The following is a 17612-nucleotide window of genomic DNA, read 5'->3' as shown; positions in this document are numbered from 1 at the left end:
CCGATGATCGGCGTCAAGGCGACACTGATGGACGGCGCCTACCATCATACCGACTCTTCGGCGCGCGCATTCGAGATCGCCGGCCGCGCCTGTTTCCGCGAAGCCGCACCCAAGCTTGGCGTACAATTGCTCGAACCGATCATGAAGGTCGAGGTGGTGACGCCGGAAATCTATGTCATCAACATTATCGGCGACCTGCACGGCCGCCGCAGTCTGGTCAAGAGTCGGATAAGCCGCGGCGAGGCCATCGTCGTCAACGCGATGGTGCCGCTGGCCACCATGTTCAAGTACTTCGACAACCTGCGCTCGATGAGCCGGGACCGCGCGACCTACACGATGCAGTTCGACCACTACGCGCCCGTTCCGACGGCTGGCCGCGATCCGCCACCGGCAGTGGCTGCCTTCGGCTGACTTGTTCTTCGTCGGAGCCAACCGAGGCACTGCAATTTTGTTCTCTTTACGTTCCGGCTTGTGACTGGTAGCCTGAGTTGTCGGATGCGCTAGCGATTGCTGCCGACAACGGCCGGCATTGCGGCCAACCTTGTCTTTCGTCAGCGAATCCGGTCTGTCGCACTGATGGAATTTTCTCCCCAACAGGATGAGGCGCTGAAAGCGGTCGGGCGCTGGCTCAAGGAGGGCCGGCCGCAGGTCTTCCGGCTGTTCGGCTATGCCGGCACCGGCAAGACGACGCTGGCGCGCTATTTCGCCGAGCATGTCGACGGGCAGGTGCAGTTCGCTGCCTTCACCGGCAAGGCGGCCCAGGTGCTGCGCTCGAAGGGAGCGACCAACGCCCGCACCATCCATTCGCTGATCTATAGGCCGAAGGGGGAAGAATCGGTCGCGGACGAGGTGACCGGCAAGACCTCGATGTCGCCGACCTTTTCGCTCAACCGGCAAAGCCCGATATCGCGTGCGAAGCTCGTCGTCATCGACGAATGCTCGATGGTCGACGAGCAGCTCGGCCGCGACCTGCAGAGTTTTGGCACGCCAATCCTGGTGCTGGGCGATCCGGCGCAGCTGCCGCCGATCTCGGGTGGCGGCTTCTTCACCGAACACGAACCAGACGTGCTGCTGACCGAGATCCACCGCCAGGCGCGCGACAATCCGATCATCCGCCTCGCCCTCGACGTGCGCGAAGGCCGTGAATTCATGCATGGCGACTACGGCACGGCGCAGGTCATCGGCAGGGAAGGCGTCAACCAGGACCTCGTGCTCAAGGCCGATCAGGTGCTGGTCGGCACAAACCGCACGCGCCGGCGCTACAATCAAAGGCTGCGCGAGCTGAAGGGGTTCAATGCCGATTTTCCGCAGGCCGGCGACAAGCTGGTCTGCCTGCGCAACGATCCGGCCAAGGGGCTGCTCAACGGTTCGCTGTGGAAGGTGATGACCTCGTCGCGCGAGACGGTGAAGCCCGGCATCAATCTTCTGGTCTCGCCGGAAGAGGACGATCCCGACCGCGGCGTCGCCAAGATCAAGCTGCTCAAGGCGGCCTTCGAGGACCCGGATGCCGAAATCCCCTGGCAACAGAAGAAGCGTTTCGACGATTTCGACTATGGCTACGCGCTGACCGTGCACAAGGCGCAGGGCTCGCAGTGGAACGACGTCGTGCTGTTCGACGAAAGCTGGGCCTTCAAGGAAACCAGGCAGCGCTGGCTCTATACCGCCATTACCCGCGCCGCCGAGCGGCTGACGGTGGTACGCTAGGGGCGTCGGGGTTCAGGAGAGGCTGGCCTAATCCGTCGGCCTTGCGCCAAGCCACTGCCAGGCGGCCTCCTCGTCGTCGACATCGAAGCGTCTGAATTCGAAGGGCGGCGTCTTGGGAAAAACGCCGGTGACGAGAGCGGCCCAACCCGGCTCGCCGATGGCCGCGCAGCGCACGACATGTTGCATCGCGTCGGCAACGCCCTGACGCAGCGTGTCCTTGGAAATATTGGCCCAGTCCACGCTTTCCTCGTCGGTCAGCCTGACCAGCACGTCGATCCTCGGATGCAGCGCATAGGCGGCCTCCAGCAGGCCGAACAGATTTTCCGCATCGGCCGGCGAGACGTCGCCGACGACGTCAATGGCGAAAAGCGCGTCGCGATTGGTTTCGATGCGGCGGATCGCCGGCACGGCTTCGAGGAAATTCACTGATAGATCCTTACGTTAGCCTGCATCTATCCCCTGGAACACGCGAAACCCTCTATCTGTTCCCGTCAAAGACGGTATAGATGCGCGCCGATCCACTGGACCCAGCTCATGCCCGCCAAGCTTTCGGTCAATCTCAACGCCGTCGCCATGCTGCGCAACCGCCGCGACCTGCCATGGCCGAGCGTCACCGGACTTGGCCGCATCGCCCTTGCCGCCGGCGCGCATGGGCTGACGGTGCATCCGAGGCCAGACGAGCGGCACACCAGGCATTCCGACCTGCCGGAGATCAGGGCGCTGATCGACGACGAATTTCCCGGCGCCGAGTTCAACATCGAAGGCTATCCGACCGAGGATTTCCTGGCGCTTGTCGAGAAAACCCAGCCCGAGCAGGTGACGCTGGTGCCGGACGACCCGGCGCAGGCGACTTCGGACCATGGCTGGAACTTCGTCGCCCAGGCGGCGTTCCTCACTCCGATCGTCACGCGGCTGAAGAAAGGCGGGTTCCGCGTGTCGTTGTTTTCCGATGCGGCTCCGGACGCGGTCAATGCGGCTCGCGACACCGGCGCCGACCGCATCGAGCTCTATACCGGCCCCTATGGCGGCTTCCATTCCGATTCCGCAAAGGCGGCGAAAGAACTGGAAAGATTGGGAAAAACCGCAGACGTTGCATTCAAGGCCGGGCTCGGCGTCAATGCCGGCCACGATCTGACCGTGCAAAACCTGCCGGCACTGGCCAAGCGCATTCCGGCATTGGCCGAAGTATCGATCGGACACGGGTTGACAGCCGATGCGCTGGAGTATGGCATGGCCGGCACGGTCGGGCGGTTCTTGAAGGCCTGCGGATGGTAGGGCGCCTTGCGTAGTTTCGGCAGTCTTGGTGCGTCCCGCGCGTTGCGGCGGCCTCGGAGCGTGACGAATCCGGTGAAGTGGGGTTCATGGTGCTAGCCAACGCCAGCGAGACGGAATCCCTCGAACGCCCGGGCCATGCCGAGACCGAACGGCAGCAGAGCACCAAGGTGCTGATGCTTGGCGCGCTGGGCGTCGTCTACGGCGATATCGGCACAAGCCCGATCTACGCCTTTCGCGAGGCGCTGCATGCCTCGTCGAGCTCGGTCGCCCGCCATGACGTGCTGGGCGTCCTGTCGCTGATCGTGTGGGCGCTCACCATCATCGTCACGATCAAATATGTCGCCTTCGTGCTCAGGGCCGACAACAAGGGCGAGGGCGGCACGCTGTCGCTGATGGCGTTGGCGCGCAGCGCCTATCCCCCGGGCTCGCGTCTCATCCTGGTGATCGGCCTCTGCGGCGCGGCGCTGTTCTTCGGCGATTCGATCATCACGCCGGCGATCTCCGTGCTTTCGGCGGTGGAAGGCCTGGAAGTCGTCACGCCGGCGCTCGATGCCTACGTGGTTCCGATCACGCTGGTCATCCTGGCGGTGCTTTTCGCCGTGCAGCGTTTCGGCACGGGCAAGGTGGCAGCTGTGTTCGGGCCGGTGACCGCGACATGGTTCGTGGCGATCGGCGCGGCTGGCCTCTACCACATCGTCGACGATCCATCCGTTTTCCTGGCGATCAATCCTTATTACGCGCTCTATTATCTCGCCACCACGCCGACGGGCGCCTTCGTCACCGTCGGCGCCGTGTTCCTGGCGGTCACCGGCGCCGAGGCGCTCTATGTCGACCTCGGCCATTTCGGCCGCAAGCCGATTGTGATGGCCTGGTTCGCAATCGTTTTCCCTTGCCTGCTGTTGAATTATTTCGGGCAGGGCGCGTTCGTGCTCTCGCATGGCGGCAAGCCCACCAACCCGTTCTTCCAGATGCTGCCCGAATGGGCGCTGATGCCGATGGTGGGCCTGGCGACGGCAGCCACGGTCATCGCCAGCCAGGCGGTCATTTCCGGCGCTTTTTCGCTGACAAGGCAGGCGGTGCAGCTCAACATTCTGCCCCGCATCGAGGTGCAGCACACATCCGAGATGCAGAGCGGCCAGATCTACATGCCGAGGGTCAACCTGCTCGTCGCGCTCGGCGTGATGCTTCTGGTCGTCGGTTTCGGCAGCTCGAGCGCGCTGGCGTCCGCCTACGGCATTTCGGTGACGGGCGAGATGCTGATGACGACGATCCTCCTGTTCGTCGTCATGCGCTGGCTCTGGAAATGGCAGGTTGCGGCCGCATTGGCATTGGCCATGCTGTTCGGCGTCATCGATCTCGGCTTCTTCTCGGCCAATGTCGTCAAGATCGTCGAGGGCGGCTGGGTGTCGATCAGCGTCGCCTGCCTCATGGGGCTGATCATGTGGACCTGGATCCGCGGCACCCGCTATTTGTTCGACAAGACGCGCCGCAACGAGATCCCGCTCGATTTCCTGGCGGCGAACCTCTTGAAGAAGAAGCCGCAGCTGGTCTCGGGCACCGCTGTGTTCCTGACCAGCGATCCGCTGAGCGCGCCGACGGCGCTGATGCACAGCCTGAAACACTACAAAGTGCTGCACGAAAAGAACGTCATCCTGTCGGTGGTGACGGCGCCGCAGCCGGTGGTGCCCGACAGCGAGCGCGTCAAGATGGAGACGGTCAACGAGCTGTTCATGCGCGTGACGCTGACCTTCGGCTACATGGAGCAGCCCAACATTCCGCGGGCCCTGGCCATTTGCCGCAAGCAGGGCTGGAAGTTCGACATCATGACGACGTCCTTCTTCCTGTCGCGACGCTCGCTGAAGGCCTCGCCCAATTCCGGCATGCCGGTCTGGCAGGACAGGCTGTTCATCAGCCTGGCACGCTCGGCGGCCGACGCGACGGAATATTTCCAAATTCCCACCGGGCGCGTGGTCGAGATCGGCACGCAGGTCGCCATCTGACGACGCCGATTTTTTCCGGATGAAGAGGCCCGGGCGTTCCGTAACTGAAAGCCGTGCGTCGGCGGCATGGGAGCCCTCACGTCAGGGCACTTGATATTGCACCGCAGCAAGCGTAGAGCACCGCGCGTTTTATCGGAGTGTCGTCCATGGCCCTTGCCAATGGTGCTGAGGCAGAACCCGCCGACCAATCGAGCCACCCGGAAATCGAGCAGCACAGCACCAAGGTGCTGATGCTGGGCGCGCTCGGTGTCGTCTATGGCGATATCGGCACCAGCCCGATCTACGCGTTCCGCGAGGCGCTGCATGCTTCCTCAGGCGGCGACGTCGCCAATCGCGCGGACATTCTGGGTGTGCTGTCGCTGATCATCTGGTCGCTGACGATAACGGTCACGGTCAAGTACATCATGTTCGTGTTGCGCGCCGATAACCGCGGCGAGGGCGGCGTGCTGTCCTTGATGGCGCTGGCGCGCGGTACTTTCCCGACACGTTCGGCGATCGTGCTCGGCATCGGCATCGTGGGAGCATCGCTGTTCTTCGGCGACGCGGTCATCACGCCCGCCATCTCCGTGCTGTCGGCGGTCGAAGGCATGAATGTCGTCACGCCGGCCTTCCAGCCCTATGTCGTGCCGCTGACCCTTTTGATCCTTGCGATGCTGTTTGCGGTCCAGCGCTTCGGCACCGGCGGCGTGGGCCTGGTGTTCGGCCCGGTCACCGCCATCTGGTTTCTCGCCATCGGCCTGTCCGGCCTCAATCACATCATCGACGATCCGGAAATCCTGTGGGCAATCAGCCCACATTACATCGTGGCCTTCTTCATCAATTCGCCCGACGTGTCCTTTGTCACTGTCGGCGCGGTGTTCCTGGCCGTCACCGGCGCCGAGGCGCTCTACGCCGACCTCGGTCATTTCGGTCGCAAGCCGATCGTTCTGGCATGGCTAGCGATCGTATTCCCGTGCCTGCTTTTGAACTATGCCGGGCAAGGCGCCTATGTGCTCGCCAAGGGCGGCACGGTCGGCCACCCGTTCTTCGAGATGAACGAAGGCTGGGCGCTTATCCCGATGGTGGTGCTGGCGGCGGCGGCAACGGTTATCGCCAGCCAGGCGGTGATCTCCGGGGCCTATTCGCTGACGAGGCAGGCGGTGCAGCTCAACATGCTGCCGCGGCTCGAAATCCTGCACACGTCGGAGAAACAGTCGGGCCAGGTTTATATGCCGCGCGTCAACATGCTGATCGCGCTGGTCGTGATGATGCTGGTGGTCGGTTTCGGCGAATCCAGCAAGCTCGCCTCGGCCTATGGCATCTCGGTCACCGGCAACATGCTGGTGACGACGACGCTGCTGTTCATCGTCATGACCCGCATCTGGAAATGGAACATCTGGCCGGCCGCCGCGCTGACGGCGGTGTTCGCCTTCATCGATATCGGCTTCTTTGCCTCCAACATCGTCAAGGTGTTCGAGGGCGGCTGGGCTTCGCTTGCGGTCGCCTTCGCCATCATCCTCGGCATGTGGACCTGGGTGCGCGGCAGCCGCTATCTGTTCGACAAGACCCGCCGCAACGAGATCCCGCTCGATTTCCTGGCGGCGAACCTCTTGAAGAAGAAGCCGCAGCTGGTCTCGGGCACCGCCGTGTTCCTGACCAGCGATCCGCTGAGCGCGCCGACCGCGCTGATGCATAGCCTGAAGCACTACAAGGTGCTGCACGAGAAGAACGTCATCCTGTCGGTGGTGACGGCGCCGCAACCGGTGGTGCCCGACAGCGAGCGCGTCAAGCTGGAAACGGTCAACGAGTTGTTCATGCGCGTGACGCTGACCTTCGGCTATATGGAGCAGCCCAACATTCCGCGCGCGCTGGCCATCTGCCGCAAGCAGGGCTGGAAGTTCGACATCATGACGACGTCCTTCTTCCTGTCGCGTCGCTCGTTGAAGGCGTCGCCCAATTCCGGCATGCCGATCTGGCAGGACAGGCTGTTCATCGGCCTGGCGAAGACGGCAGCGGATGCGACGGAGTATTTCCAGATTCCCACCGGGCGCGTGGTGGAGATTGGCACGCAGGTCGCGATCTGACAGACTGCGCCGCACAGGCTGACGTCACGCAATTCCGGATGGAAGACGCAGTTTTCCAGGGAATCGCTTTCGAAAGGGGCGGGGTATGGGCGGCGAGTTGGTGCTTGTGACCGGCGGGTCCGGCTTTCTTGGCGCTCATTGCATCCTTGCGGCGTTGAACGCGGGCTACCGCGTGCGCACGACGGTGCGCTCGGCTAGGCGCGAAGCCGATGTTCTTGCCATGCTGAAGGTCGGTGGCGCCGAGCCGGGCGACGCGCTTTCCTTCGCTTATGCAGATCTCATGAGCGACAAGGGCTGGCCCGAAGCGGTCGCCGGATGCCGATACGTCCTTCATGTCGCTTCGCCGTTCCCGCCCGGCGTGCCGAAGCACGAGGACGAGCTGATCGTTCCGGCGAGGGAAGGGGCGTTGCGCGTGCTGCGGGCGGCGGGCGATGCCGGCGTCGAACGCGTCGTGCTCACCTCGTCCTTTGCCGCTATCGGCTATGGCCAGACACCGGTCGCGGGCCGTCCGTTCATGGAAGAGAACTGGACCGATCTGTCGCAGAAGGTCAGCGCCTATGTGAAGTCGAAGACGCTGGCCGAGCGCGCGGCGTGGGATCTCATCGATCGCGAAGGCGGGTCACTGCAATTGGCCGTCGTCAATCCGGTCGGCATCTTCGGGCCGGTCCTGGGGCCGGATCATTCGACCTCGACGGATTTCATCAGGCGCCTGATGGATGGCGAGATGCCCGGCCTGCCGCGCATGGTGTTCGGCGTGGTCGACGTGCGCGACGTCGCGGACCTGCATCTGCGCGCCATGACCAATCCCGCCGCCCGGGGCCAGCGGTTCCTGGCCATCAGCGGCGACTTCATGACGATGCTGGAGATCGCGCGGACGCTGAAGGCGCGGCTGGGCAACGCGGGATCGCGCATCACGACCAGAGTGCTGCCGGACTGGCTGGTCCGGATCGTCGGGATGTTCGACGGGCAGGCGGCCCAGATCGTGACGGAGCTGGGCAAGCCGAGGAACGCCACGAGCGCCAAGGCCACGCGCATGCTGGGCTGGACGCCGCGATCGCGCGAGGATGCGCTGGTTGCCACCGCGGAAAGCCTGGTCCGGCTTGGGTTGCTCAAGAAGGCGAAGTAGCGCGGCGACAGGCAGGATAAGGCCTCCCGCCGCGCAGAAAGATATTCAACCAGCCAGCTTGGCCTTGTTGGCTTCCAAAAACCGCTGGAGCGACAGGGACTTCCGGCCAGACAGTTTCTCGACGGCATCGGTCACCATGCCGAGGCCGCCGGCCCGCGTGGCGGCGTCGAAGGAGACGAGAAGCCGGGCGATAGGCTCGGGCAGGCCTGCCGCCTTCATGCCTTCTGTCAGCGCTTCGTCCGAGAGTTGCACGACCTCGATCGGTTTGCCGGTGACTTCGGTGACCAGGGCGGCAACTTCGGCGACGGTGTAGGCTTTCGGGCCGGTCAGCGTGTAGGTGGTGCTTTGATCGGAGGCCAAGGCCAGCCCGCCAGCGATCGCCGCCGCCATGTCGTCGCGCGCGCAATAGGAGATCCGGCCATCGCCCGCCGAAGTATACCAGTGTCCCGACGCCAGGGTCTGCGGCAGTGACATGAACAGGTTCTCATCATACCAGCCGTCGCGGAAGAATGTGTAGGGTATGCCGGCCGCCTTGATTGCCTGCTCGGTATCGTAGTGGTCGGGCGCGAACAGGATTGGCGAGCCCGGCTCCGGATCGGGCAGCGAGGTGTAGAGTAAGTGGGCGACGCCCGCCTGTTTGGCTGCGGCGACGGCGGCAAGCTGCTGCTCGCGCCGCTTCCCCTGGATCACCAGTTCGCTGGTCGAGATGATGAGCACGCGGCTGGCGCCCGCGAAAGCCTGGGCGAGTGACGCCGTGTCGTCGAAATTGGCTTCCCGGACTGCGACGCCCAGCCCGGCAAGCTCGGCAAGGTTCGCCGGCGTGCGCGTGGTGGCGATGATGCGTTCCGCTGGAACCTTGAATGTGTTCAGCAGATGATTGATGACGGCTCGGCCAAGATGGCCGGATGCGCCGGTGACGAGAAGGGTTTCGGACATTGGGGATCCCTTGAATTGCCAAGAGGCGGGTCGAGTTGAGTGGTCTCAAAAAGAGACCAGCACTAAAATAGGAATTGACCTCGAGCCGTAAAGAAGGCAGTTTTTCGGGAGGTAGGCACAGCCGGGGAACCACCTGGGTGGCCGAGTTTTCGATCAGCGGATGTCGCCATGGACAGCAAGATCTTCAATCTGAAAGCCAAGCTCGAGGTCTATAAGGCCATGACGAATGGCGCCAATTTCGCCGACTGCCCGGTCCGCGACGTCATCCAGGGCATCAGCGGCAAATGGAGCTCGCTGCTGGTCATGGCGCTGGCGGAGAAGCCCTATCGCTTTGGCGAGCTGCGCCGGCTGGTTCCCGACATTTCGCAGCGCATGCTGACTCAAACGCTCCACGACCTGCAGCGCGACGGCTATGTGCATCGCGAAGTGTTCCCGACCAAGCCGCCGAGCGTCGAATACAGCCTGACCGATCTCGGACGATCGATGTTCGACCCGCTCTATCATCTCGTCCAATGGGCCGAACTCAATCATGACGCGGTGCGCGACGCGCGCGCCGCCTTCAACGCCACCCAAGACTGATTTCCCGCTACAAGCGTCAAAGCGCCCGATTGATCCGGCGCGTTCCACGCGGGATTGTCCCCGCCGGTTCGGGTTGGGGGGCGATGGGCAAGTCTTACGAGATCGCGATTGCAGGCGCTGGTCCGGCCGGGCTGGCGGCAGCGCTTTACCTCAAGCAGGCCGGGCACAAGGTCACCGTTTTCGAGCGCTTCGATGTGCCGAAGCCGGTCGGCTCCGGCCTTATCCTGCAGCCGACCGGGCTGACCGTGCTTGCCGATCTCGGTCTGCTCGACGAGATCCTGTCGCTGGGCAGCCGCATCGAGCGGCTGCACGGCACCGACGCCGGCAGCGGCCGCACGGTGCTCGAAGTCCGCTACGACGCGCGGCGCGGCCGCCGCTTCGGCCTCGCCGTGCATCGTGCGGCGCTGTTCGGGGTGCTCTACCGCGCCGCCTTGCGCGAAGCGATCGCCATCGAAACCAATGTCGAGGTCGAGACGCTGGAGACGGCTGAGCGCGCGATGCTCGTCTGCGGCGACGGCGGGCGGCTCGGGCCGTTCGACCTCATCGTCGATGCCAGCGGCGCTCGTTCGAAGCTGCGGCATTATCTCGGCGATGCCGCAATGCCGCGGCCGCTTGCCTATGGCGCATTCTGGGCGTCGCTCGGCTGGCGGGACGGCTTCGACAAACGCGCGCTGCTGCAGCGCTACGACAAGGCAAGCGTCATGGTCGGCGTGCTGCCGATCGGCCGGCCGGAGCGGGGCGCGGAAGACATGGCGGCTTTCTTCTGGAGCCTCAAGCCGGCCGACGCGGAACAGGTGAAGGCGAAGGGGCTGGGTGCCTGGAAGGCGAGGGTGGTTTCGGTGTGGCCTGAGTGCGAGGCCTTCACCAGCCAGATCGACAGTTTCGAGCAGCTCTCGCTCGCCCGCTACGGCCATCACACGATGACGCCGCCGGCCGGCTGGCGGCTTGCCGTCATCGGCGATGCCGCGCATTCGACCAGCCCGCAACTCGGGCAAGGCGCGAACATGGCGCTGCTCGACGCGGCGGCGCTCAGCCACGCGCTGGCGCAAGCGAAAAGCGTCGAGCACGCGCTGGAGACCTATGCGAGCGCGCGCCGTTGGCATGTGCGCGTCTTCCAGGCGCTGTCGCTGTCGCTGACCCCGTTCTACCAGTCGGACTCCGCGGCCCTGCCCTTTATCCGCGACCGCATGGTGGCGGCACTGGCGAGGATCCCGCCGGGGCCGCAGTTCCTCGCCGCCATGGTCGCCGGAACCGTGATCGACCCGTTCAGGCGGATCGGGCTTGCGGAACTGCAATGGCCTGCAGCCGAATGACCCCGGACATGTAGGATCTTTTTGCCAGCAGGAAGGCATGCAGCCGCTGCGGATAGTCCGCGCTGACCGCCTCCTTGACCGATTGCCGCCTGCTCAAGGCCGCGCGCCAGGCCTGGACGAGCGGCTTGCCGTCGAGGATACCGAAATCGCCGATACGGTCGAAGGTGTCGAAATAGCGGAAGATCGGCCCGTAGACCGCATCGACCAGCGAGAAGCGCTCGCCGGCGAACCACGAACCGCTTTGCCTTGCCGATAGTTCTGCTTCCAGACGTGAAAACATGTCGGACAAACCTCTGCTTTCATGGAGGAAAGCGACCTCGTCGGCAGCGGAATAGAGGCGGCCGATGGCGTTGAGGATGGCCGAGCCGAATTCGATCCAGGCGCGATGCCTGGCTCGCGCCAGCGGATCGGCCGGGTGCAAGGGATTGGCCTCGGTCTCCTCGAGGAATTCGAGGATGACGGCGGATTCGAAAATCACTTCCTCCGGATGGTCATGCCGGACGCGGAGCAGCGGTACCTTGCCGAGCGGCGAGACGACCTTGAACCATTCCGGCTTGTTGGAAAGGTCGACATGGACCCGCTCGAACGCCACGCCTTTCTCGGCAAGCGAGATCGCGGCGCGCTGGACGTAGGGGCACAAATGATGGCTGACCAGGGTGAGCCTTGCGGTCATTTCACTCTCCCCAGACATAGTTGAGCGCGCCGTCTTCAATGCGGGTCGACAGGAACAACAGGCGCGAGCCCTTCGGCGCCGGCCCTTCGAGACGTTCGCCGTTATCCATGTCGAATTTCGCGCCATGCCACTGGCAGACGAATGCACCGTCCTTGCAGTCCAGCGGTCCGCCGAAATGCAGGCAGACATTGGCCGCGGCGCGGATGCGCTCGCCGCTGCGCCAGACATGGACCTCACGGCCGAAGAAGGGCGCGATCAGGCTGCCGGTCTGCGGGACATCGGCGATCTTGCAGATTTCATATTTCATCGGAGAGTTCCTTGTCGATGCAATTGCATCTATATGAATGCAGATGCATCGATCGTCAAGCTTGATGCAATTGCATCTATCCAATAGGCTGCGCCGATGACGAAGAAATCCCCATCACCCGAAGCCATCGCCGCCTGGGCGCGCCTCGTGCGCGTCTCGCGCCAATTGGTCGAAAGGACCGAGGATGCGCTGAAGGCAAACGGCTTGCCGCCGCTCGCCTGGTACGACGTGCTGCACGAGCTTGCCGAAGCGGGCGAGGGGGGCCTTCGGCCGTTCGAGCTGACCGATCGCGTGCTGTTGGCGCAGTATAGCGTCTCGAGGCTGCTGGCCCGGCTGGAAGTGGATGGCCTGATTGAAAAGCTGCCTGTGTCCGACGATGGCCGCGGGCAGACCGTTCGCATCACGGCAAGCGGGCGTGAGATGCGCCGCCGCATCTGGGCGATCTATGGCGCTTCCATCGCCGAGCGATTGGGCGACAGGCTTTCAGTCCAGGACCTGAAGACATTGGCCAGCCTGCTCGGGCGGCTGCGGGATCCGCCGACCAGCGCTTAGTTCCCCAGCACGGGGATTTGACCGGTTGTCAGCGTTGGCAGGGGGGAGGCCTTGGAGATTGGCCGAAACGCCCACTCTCCAAGGTGTGTGACCTGCCAACACAAACATACGACCGGTGTGTTGGGGGAACCTATTGCGAGGTCTTCTTCCGCCCCTGCCGTCCTGATTTTCGACAATGGCCCCTTGCATCGGAAACCGGAATGCGCCATAAGCCGAACCGTAACGTACGGTACGCCTTGAATACGCATTCGGAATTGGGAACAGCGGTGTTGCAGCCAGCGGAGATCGATACGAGCGAAGCGCTCACCGAGCGGCAGCAGGCCGTTCTCGACGCGGCGCTCCGCCTGTTGGTCGAGGAGGGCGACAACCTGACCATGACGGCGGTGGCGCGGCGGGCAAGCTGTTCCAAGGAAACGCTCTACAAATGGTTCGGCGACCGCGATGGCCTGCTGACTGCGACGGTGCAGTGGCAGGCGTCCAAGGTGCGTGTGGCGGCTATCGATCGTGAAAGACTGGATATCGGTTCGCTCACGGCGAGCCTGGAGCGTTTCGCTTCGGATTGGCTGAAGGTTATCTCCAGCGACACTTCGATCGCGCTGAACCGTGTGGCAGTCAGCCATGCCGGTTCCGGCAAGGACGATCTCGGCGCGATCGTGCTGCAGAATGGCCGGTTCGCGCTTGCCAAGCGGCTGAAGCCGGTGCTTGAAGCAGGCCGGCAGGCCGGGCTGCTCGATTTCGAGGACGCCGAGACGGCGTTCCGGACCTTTTTCGGCCTGGTCGGCCGCGACGTGCAGATCCGTCTGCTGCTCGGCGACCGGGTGGAATCGACTGAGGCGGCGATCGGCGGCGACGCCCGCCGCGCGACGCAGCAGTTTCTCGCTCTCTTCGGAGCAAACAACCGGCTGCAAAGCCCCTGATTTTCAAAACGGGAAGGAAGACCAACATGCGTGTCTATTACGATCGTGACGCCGATCTCAATCTGATCAAGGGCAAGAAGGTCGCCATCATCGGCTATGGCAGCCAGGGCCGGGCGCATGCGCTCAACCTCAAGGATTCCGGCGCCAAGGAGATCGCCATCGGTCTCAAGGCCGGTTCCGCCACCGCCAAGAAGGTCGAGGCCGACGGCCTCAAGGTCATGAGCGTGGCCGACGCCGCCAAATGGGCCGACCTGATGATGATGGCGACGCCCGACGAATTGCAGGCCGATATCTACAAAAACGAGATCGCGCCGAACATCCGCGACGGCGCCGCGATCGCCTTCGCGCACGGCCTCAACGTGCATTTCGGCCTGATCGAGCCCAAGGCTTCGGTCGACGTCGTCATGATCGCGCCGAAGGGCCCGGGCCACACCGTGCGCGGCGAATACCAGAAGGGCGGCGGCGTGCCGTGCCTGGTCGCCGTCAACCAGGACGCTTCGGGCAATGCGCTCGACCTCGCTCTGTCGTACGCCTGTGGCGTCGGCGGCGGTCGTTCAGGCATCATCGAGACCAATTTCCGCGAGGAATGCGAGACCGACCTGTTCGGCGAGCAGGTTGTGCTGTGCGGCGGCCTGGTCGAGCTGATCCGTGCCGGCTTCGAGACGCTGGTGGAAGCCGGCTACGCGCCGGAAATGGCCTATTTCGAGTGCCTGCACGAAGTGAAGCTGATCGTCGACCTGATCTATGAGGGCGGCATCGCCAACATGAACTACTCGATTTCGAACACCGCCGAGTGGGGCGAGTATGTCTCGGGTCCGCGCATCATCACCGCCGACACCAAGGCCGAGATGAAGCGCATCCTGAAGGACATCCAGACCGGCAAGTTCACCTCGGAATGGATGCAGGAATATCGCGCCGGTCTGTCGCGCTTCAAGGGCATCCGCCGCAACAACGACAGCCACCAGATCGAGGAAGTCGGTGCGAAGCTGCGCGCGATGATGCCGTGGATCGCCAAGAACAAGCTGGTCGACAAGGCGAAAAATTAATTCTCGACTTCCGTATGCATCTGACAAGGGCCGGCGGAGCGATCCGTCGGCCCTCTTTCTTTGCCAGGCAAGCCAATTGGTGCTGCTCAGCCGTAGTGCCAGTGCGGCTTGGGCTCAGTGCCGGTGAACTCGACGCCGATGCGATCCTCGCGGCGCCAGCGCACCACCGCCTTGTAGCCGATCCCGTCGACCGGCACATAGAGCAGGAATTCGTCCGGCACGCGTGCGTCGATCGGCACTTTCAACTCCGCGCCCTTCGAATGCATGTTGCGCACCGCGCATTTCACTTCGGAATTGTTGATGCCGGTCAGGATTGCGGCGCCCTTAAGCACGCGTTGCCTGTGTTGGTTTCTGTGTTCGTTTTCGGCCATGGCGGGCACGTCCTCGCACCCTGTTCGCGCGAATCGTCGTGTCGGGACATTGGCATGGCTGAATAGAAGCCGCCGATAAATTTAGGGTTATCGCCTATCGTAGCCACAGTTGCCGCAAAATAAAAACGGCGCCGCGAAGGGCGCCGTTTTTATGTCTGTGCTGGCGGCCGCTCACCTATAGGGCGACCAGCATTGCTTGCGTGGGCCATAGTTGGGCTGGAAAGTATTGTCCCAGGCGCGATACGACCGGTAGCGGTCGTAGCACCACCGGACATGCGCGCTGGAGAGCCGCTCGGTCCGGTAAATGCGCCGCGGCTGAGCGTAGCGCGGGTAGTAATCGTACTGATAGGGATCATAGTAGTTGCCATAGGCACTGCCCAAGCCCAGGCCGAGGCCCAGCCCAAGGATCGCCGCGTCGCCGCCACGGAAGTGGCGGCGGTGGTGGTGCCGCCAGCGCCAGTCGCCGCCGCCGTCCCAGTGGCGCGAGAAGCGACGATCGCCGCCACGCCATCTGAAGTCGCCGCCGCGGTTACGCCAGCGCCAATCCTGGAAGCTGCCGCCGTTGTTGTTGCCGGCCCAGCCCTCGCGCACGGGAATAATATTCGGCGCGACGGTGTTCGTTGCGACGCCGAGATCGGGCTGCAGGATCGGACCGGCGACCGATGGCGCCGTCACGCCGGCAACGAGGCCCAGGGCCAGGAGCCCGGATCTCAGGGAAGAAAAAAGCGGTTTCATCTCACTCTCCAAGGAGTAAAGGCCCCACGCCCAGCACACCCCGGGGAAAGGCACATTGTTGGAACTTTCCGTCTGAACGGGGGATGAACGGAAAGGTTCCATCAACCATGACGAGCATTGGCGTGGCCCTTGTTTTCGCCATCGCTTGCAGGCAAAGGTCACGGCCATGTCGCTGCGCCTCGCCACCTTCAATGTCGAGAACCTGATGAACAGGTTCGATTTCTCGGGCTACCGCAACCAGCTCAATGAAGACCGCACGCTGGCGCTGTTCGACATCCAGAGCGAGGCGGAATACCGCATCCTCGAGCAGGCCCGCGCGATCGCCCAGTCCGACGACACCCGCCAGTTGACGGCGCTCGCCATCGCGGCCACCCGCGCGGACGTCATCTGCATGCAAGAGGTCGACAATATCGAGGCACTGAAGGCCTTCGAATACGGCTATCTGTTCAAGATGGTCGGGCAGGGCTACCGGCAGAAATACACCACCGCCGGCAACGACACGCGCGGCATCGATGTCGCCGTGATGATGCGCAACGAGACCGCACAGGGGCAGCCGATCGAGTTCGTGCGCATGACCAGCCACGCCTATGTCACCTTCGAGCAGTTCGGGCTGTTCACGCCGGAACTTGCCACGCTCGGCTACCTCGCCAATGAGCGTATCTTTCGCCGTGACTGCCTGGAGATCGACCTGCGGGTCGGCGGCGCGCCGTTGACGCTCTACCTCGTGCATTTCAAATCGATGGGTCCGCCGCGCAACGGGCTGGACGGCCGCCAGGCGTCAATGCCGCTGCGCATTGCCGAGGCGCAGGCGGTGCGCCGCATCATCGAGGAGCGTTTCGGCAAGGACCACGCCGCCGACAAGCGTTGGGCGGTCTGCGGCGACATGAACGATTATCGGCAGCGTGTGAAGATCGATGGCGACACCATCGACGGCTACCGTTTCGAGGTTGTCGACGAAGCCCGGTCCTCGATCGATGTGCTTACCGCCGGCGGCTTTTGCGAAAATGTCGTCGAGCGGCGGCCGGAGATGGACCGCTGGAGCTTCTACCACACGCGCGGCCCGGAGGAGCGGCATCTCTGCCAGCTCGACTATATCCTGCTGTCGAAGGCGCTGGCCGCGAAGAACGCCACCGCCGTTCCCGATATCATCCGCAACGGTCAGCCCTGGCGCACCATCTTTCCGCCCGGACAGGAGGTCGAGCGTTTCCCGCGCGCCGGCTGGGACAGGCCAAAGGCCTCCGATCACTGTCCGGTGGCGATCACCCTGGACATGGCGTGACCATCTTGAGTTTCGACCTGCCGCGCAACGTCATCCTGCCGGTCGATGCGGTCGACGTCCGCCTCGATCCCGGCCCGCATCCCTTCGTACTGGGCAACGCAGAGGCGATCGCCGAGAACTGGCGGCAGGAAATTGCGGCCAATCCGGCGCTGTTCGACGGCACCGTGGTGCTGCTTTCCGAACTTGCTTATCGAGACAATCGCCTCGTCGGCCGCTGCCATGCCGTGAACTATTCCACGTTCCTGCTGTGGCGCAAGCGGCGCGAGAATTCCGGCGCCGAGCACGCCTATGCGCACGCCGTGCTGGTGGCCGGCGACAATGCGCTGGTGGCGATCCGCATGGGGCCGCGCACGGTCAATGCCGGCCGCGTCTATTTCGCCGCCGGCTCGTTCGAGCCGATCGACTTTCGCGAGGGGCTGGTCGATGTCGACTTCAACATGATCCGCGAGGTGGGGGAGGAGACAGGGCTCGATCTTTCGACGGCCGAACGCGGACAGCGCTATCACGCGCTGTCGACGCCGAGCGGCACGGTGATCTTCCGTCGCTACCGCGTGGCCGAAACGGCCGACGATCTGGCGCGGCGCATCAGCGCCTTCGTCGCCACCGAGACGGACCCGGAGATCGAAGGCCCGGTCATCATCCGTAGTGCCGCCGATCTGCCCGACGGCTTGATGCCCCACATGAAGCCGCTGATCGAGTGGCATTTCGCCGACGGCAGCAAGGTTTCCTGACCTGC

Annotated in this window: 18 protein-coding genes and 1 pseudogene; 13 read left to right on the top strand and 6 right to left on the bottom strand. The window is 63.8% G+C overall.

All coding sequences use genetic code 11. The features are described from left to right. A pseudogene (gene fusA / locus FJ471_RS23575) lies at positions 1 to 411 on the top strand (elongation factor G); the annotation flags it as partial. Between the two features lie 165 nt (positions 412 to 576). Continuing rightward, a complete protein-coding gene (locus FJ471_RS23570) occupies positions 577 to 1704 on the top strand; it encodes an ATP-dependent RecD-like DNA helicase (protein ID WP_140807136.1) in 1128 nt (375 codons plus the stop codon). A 27-nt stretch (positions 1705 to 1731) separates the two neighbouring features. On the opposite strand, the gene FJ471_RS23565 is transcribed toward FJ471_RS23570, so the two are convergent. Further along, on the bottom strand, positions 1732 to 2130 hold the full coding sequence (locus FJ471_RS23565; protein ID WP_140807135.1) for an STAS/SEC14 domain-containing protein: 399 nt from the start codon (positions 2128 to 2130) through the stop codon (positions 1732 to 1734). 108 nt (positions 2131 to 2238) lie between these two features. Between FJ471_RS23565 and FJ471_RS23560 the strand changes: the two genes are divergently transcribed. From FJ471_RS23560 to FJ471_RS23545, 4 genes are all read left to right on the top strand, one after another. Beyond that, entirely contained in the window at positions 2239 to 2979 is a 741-nt protein-coding gene (locus tag FJ471_RS23560; protein WP_140807134.1) for a pyridoxine 5'-phosphate synthase, read from the top strand. An 86-nt stretch (positions 2980 to 3065) separates the two neighbouring features. After that, the gene (locus FJ471_RS23555) at positions 3066 to 4979 is read left to right on the top strand and encodes a potassium transporter Kup (RefSeq protein WP_140807133.1); all 1914 of its coding nucleotides are present in this window, start codon (positions 3066 to 3068) and stop codon (positions 4977 to 4979) included. Positions 4980 to 5125: 146 nt separating this feature from the next. After that, a complete protein-coding gene (locus FJ471_RS23550) occupies positions 5126 to 7042 on the top strand; it encodes a potassium transporter Kup (RefSeq protein WP_140807132.1) in 1917 nt (638 codons plus the stop codon). An 85-nt stretch (positions 7043 to 7127) separates the two neighbouring features. Beyond that, positions 7128 to 8168 (top strand): aldehyde reductase, encoded by a 1041-nt coding sequence (locus FJ471_RS23545; protein WP_140807131.1) that lies wholly within the window; start codon positions 7128 to 7130, stop codon positions 8166 to 8168. 45 nt (positions 8169 to 8213) lie between these two features. Here FJ471_RS23545 and FJ471_RS23540 read toward each other — a convergent pair whose 3' ends face one another. Continuing rightward, positions 8214 to 9104, bottom strand: coding sequence for an SDR family oxidoreductase (locus tag FJ471_RS23540; RefSeq protein ID WP_140807130.1), 891 nt, complete (start codon positions 9102 to 9104; stop codon positions 8214 to 8216). A 168-nt stretch (positions 9105 to 9272) separates the two neighbouring features. Here FJ471_RS23540 and FJ471_RS23535 point away from each other — a divergent pair, with 168 nt between their 5' ends. Both FJ471_RS23535 and FJ471_RS23530 read left to right on the top strand, forming a co-directional pair. Further along, positions 9273 to 9683, top strand: coding sequence for a helix-turn-helix domain-containing protein (locus tag FJ471_RS23535; protein ID WP_140807129.1), 411 nt, complete (start codon positions 9273 to 9275; stop codon positions 9681 to 9683). An 83-nt stretch (positions 9684 to 9766) separates the two neighbouring features. Further along, positions 9767 to 10996 (top strand): NAD(P)/FAD-dependent oxidoreductase, encoded by a 1230-nt coding sequence (locus FJ471_RS23530; RefSeq protein WP_140807128.1) that lies wholly within the window; start codon positions 9767 to 9769, stop codon positions 10994 to 10996. Here FJ471_RS23530 and FJ471_RS23525 read toward each other — a convergent pair. Together FJ471_RS23525 and FJ471_RS23520 are read right to left on the bottom strand one after the other, a co-directional pair. Continuing rightward, on the bottom strand, positions 10950 to 11669 hold the full coding sequence (locus FJ471_RS23525; protein ID WP_181179684.1) for a glutathione S-transferase family protein: 720 nt from the start codon (positions 11667 to 11669) through the stop codon (positions 10950 to 10952). The genes FJ471_RS23530 and FJ471_RS23525 overlap by 47 nt on opposite strands. 1 nt (position 11670) lies before the next feature. Beyond that, complete coding sequence (locus FJ471_RS23520; protein WP_140807126.1) at positions 11671 to 11976, bottom strand: Rieske (2Fe-2S) protein; 306 nt, start codon at positions 11974 to 11976, stop codon at positions 11671 to 11673. A 96-nt stretch (positions 11977 to 12072) separates the two neighbouring features. Between FJ471_RS23520 and FJ471_RS23515 the strand changes: the two genes are divergently transcribed. The 3 genes from FJ471_RS23515 to ilvC all read left to right on the top strand — a co-directional run bounded on the left by FJ471_RS23515 (position 12073) and on the right by ilvC (position 14491). Next, complete coding sequence (locus FJ471_RS23515; protein WP_140807125.1) at positions 12073 to 12528, top strand: MarR family winged helix-turn-helix transcriptional regulator; 456 nt, start codon at positions 12073 to 12075, stop codon at positions 12526 to 12528. A gap of 266 nt (positions 12529 to 12794) precedes the next feature. After that, positions 12795 to 13445, top strand: a complete 651-nt coding sequence (locus FJ471_RS23510) for a TetR/AcrR family transcriptional regulator (protein ID WP_246684809.1) — start codon at positions 12795 to 12797, stop codon at positions 13443 to 13445. Between the two features lie 26 nt (positions 13446 to 13471). Beyond that, entirely contained in the window at positions 13472 to 14491 is a 1020-nt protein-coding gene (ilvC, locus tag FJ471_RS23505) for a ketol-acid reductoisomerase (RefSeq protein WP_140807124.1), read from the top strand. Between the two features lie 86 nt (positions 14492 to 14577). Here ilvC and FJ471_RS23500 read toward each other — a convergent pair whose 3' ends face one another. Both FJ471_RS23500 and FJ471_RS23495 read right to left on the bottom strand, forming a co-directional pair. Beyond that, positions 14578 to 14862 carry a PilZ domain-containing protein gene (locus FJ471_RS23500; RefSeq protein WP_140807123.1) on the bottom strand — a complete coding sequence of 95 codons (285 nt, stop codon included), beginning with the start codon at positions 14860 to 14862 and terminating at the stop codon, positions 14578 to 14580. 171 nt (positions 14863 to 15033) lie between these two features. Next, complete coding sequence (locus FJ471_RS23495) at positions 15034 to 15597, bottom strand: BA14K family protein (protein WP_140807122.1); 564 nt, start codon at positions 15595 to 15597, stop codon at positions 15034 to 15036. Positions 15598 to 15763: 166 nt separating this feature from the next. On the opposite strand from FJ471_RS23495, the gene FJ471_RS23490 reads away from it, so the two are divergent. Both FJ471_RS23490 and FJ471_RS23485 read left to right on the top strand, forming a co-directional pair. After that, on the top strand, positions 15764 to 16876 hold the full coding sequence (locus FJ471_RS23490; protein WP_140807121.1) for an endonuclease/exonuclease/phosphatase family protein: 1113 nt from the start codon (positions 15764 to 15766) through the stop codon (positions 16874 to 16876). Between the two features lie 5 nt (positions 16877 to 16881). Beyond that, entirely contained in the window at positions 16882 to 17607 is a 726-nt protein-coding gene (locus FJ471_RS23485; protein WP_140807137.1) for a hypothetical protein, read from the top strand. Positions 17608 to 17612: the final 5 nt, after the last annotated feature.

The organism is Mesorhizobium sp. B2-7-1, from assembly GCF_006440735.1.
Taxonomy (GTDB): domain Bacteria; phylum Pseudomonadota; class Alphaproteobacteria; order Rhizobiales; family Rhizobiaceae; genus Mesorhizobium.
Note: the sequence above shows the minus strand (reverse complement) of the source record. Positions and strands in the feature narration are given on the sequence as shown.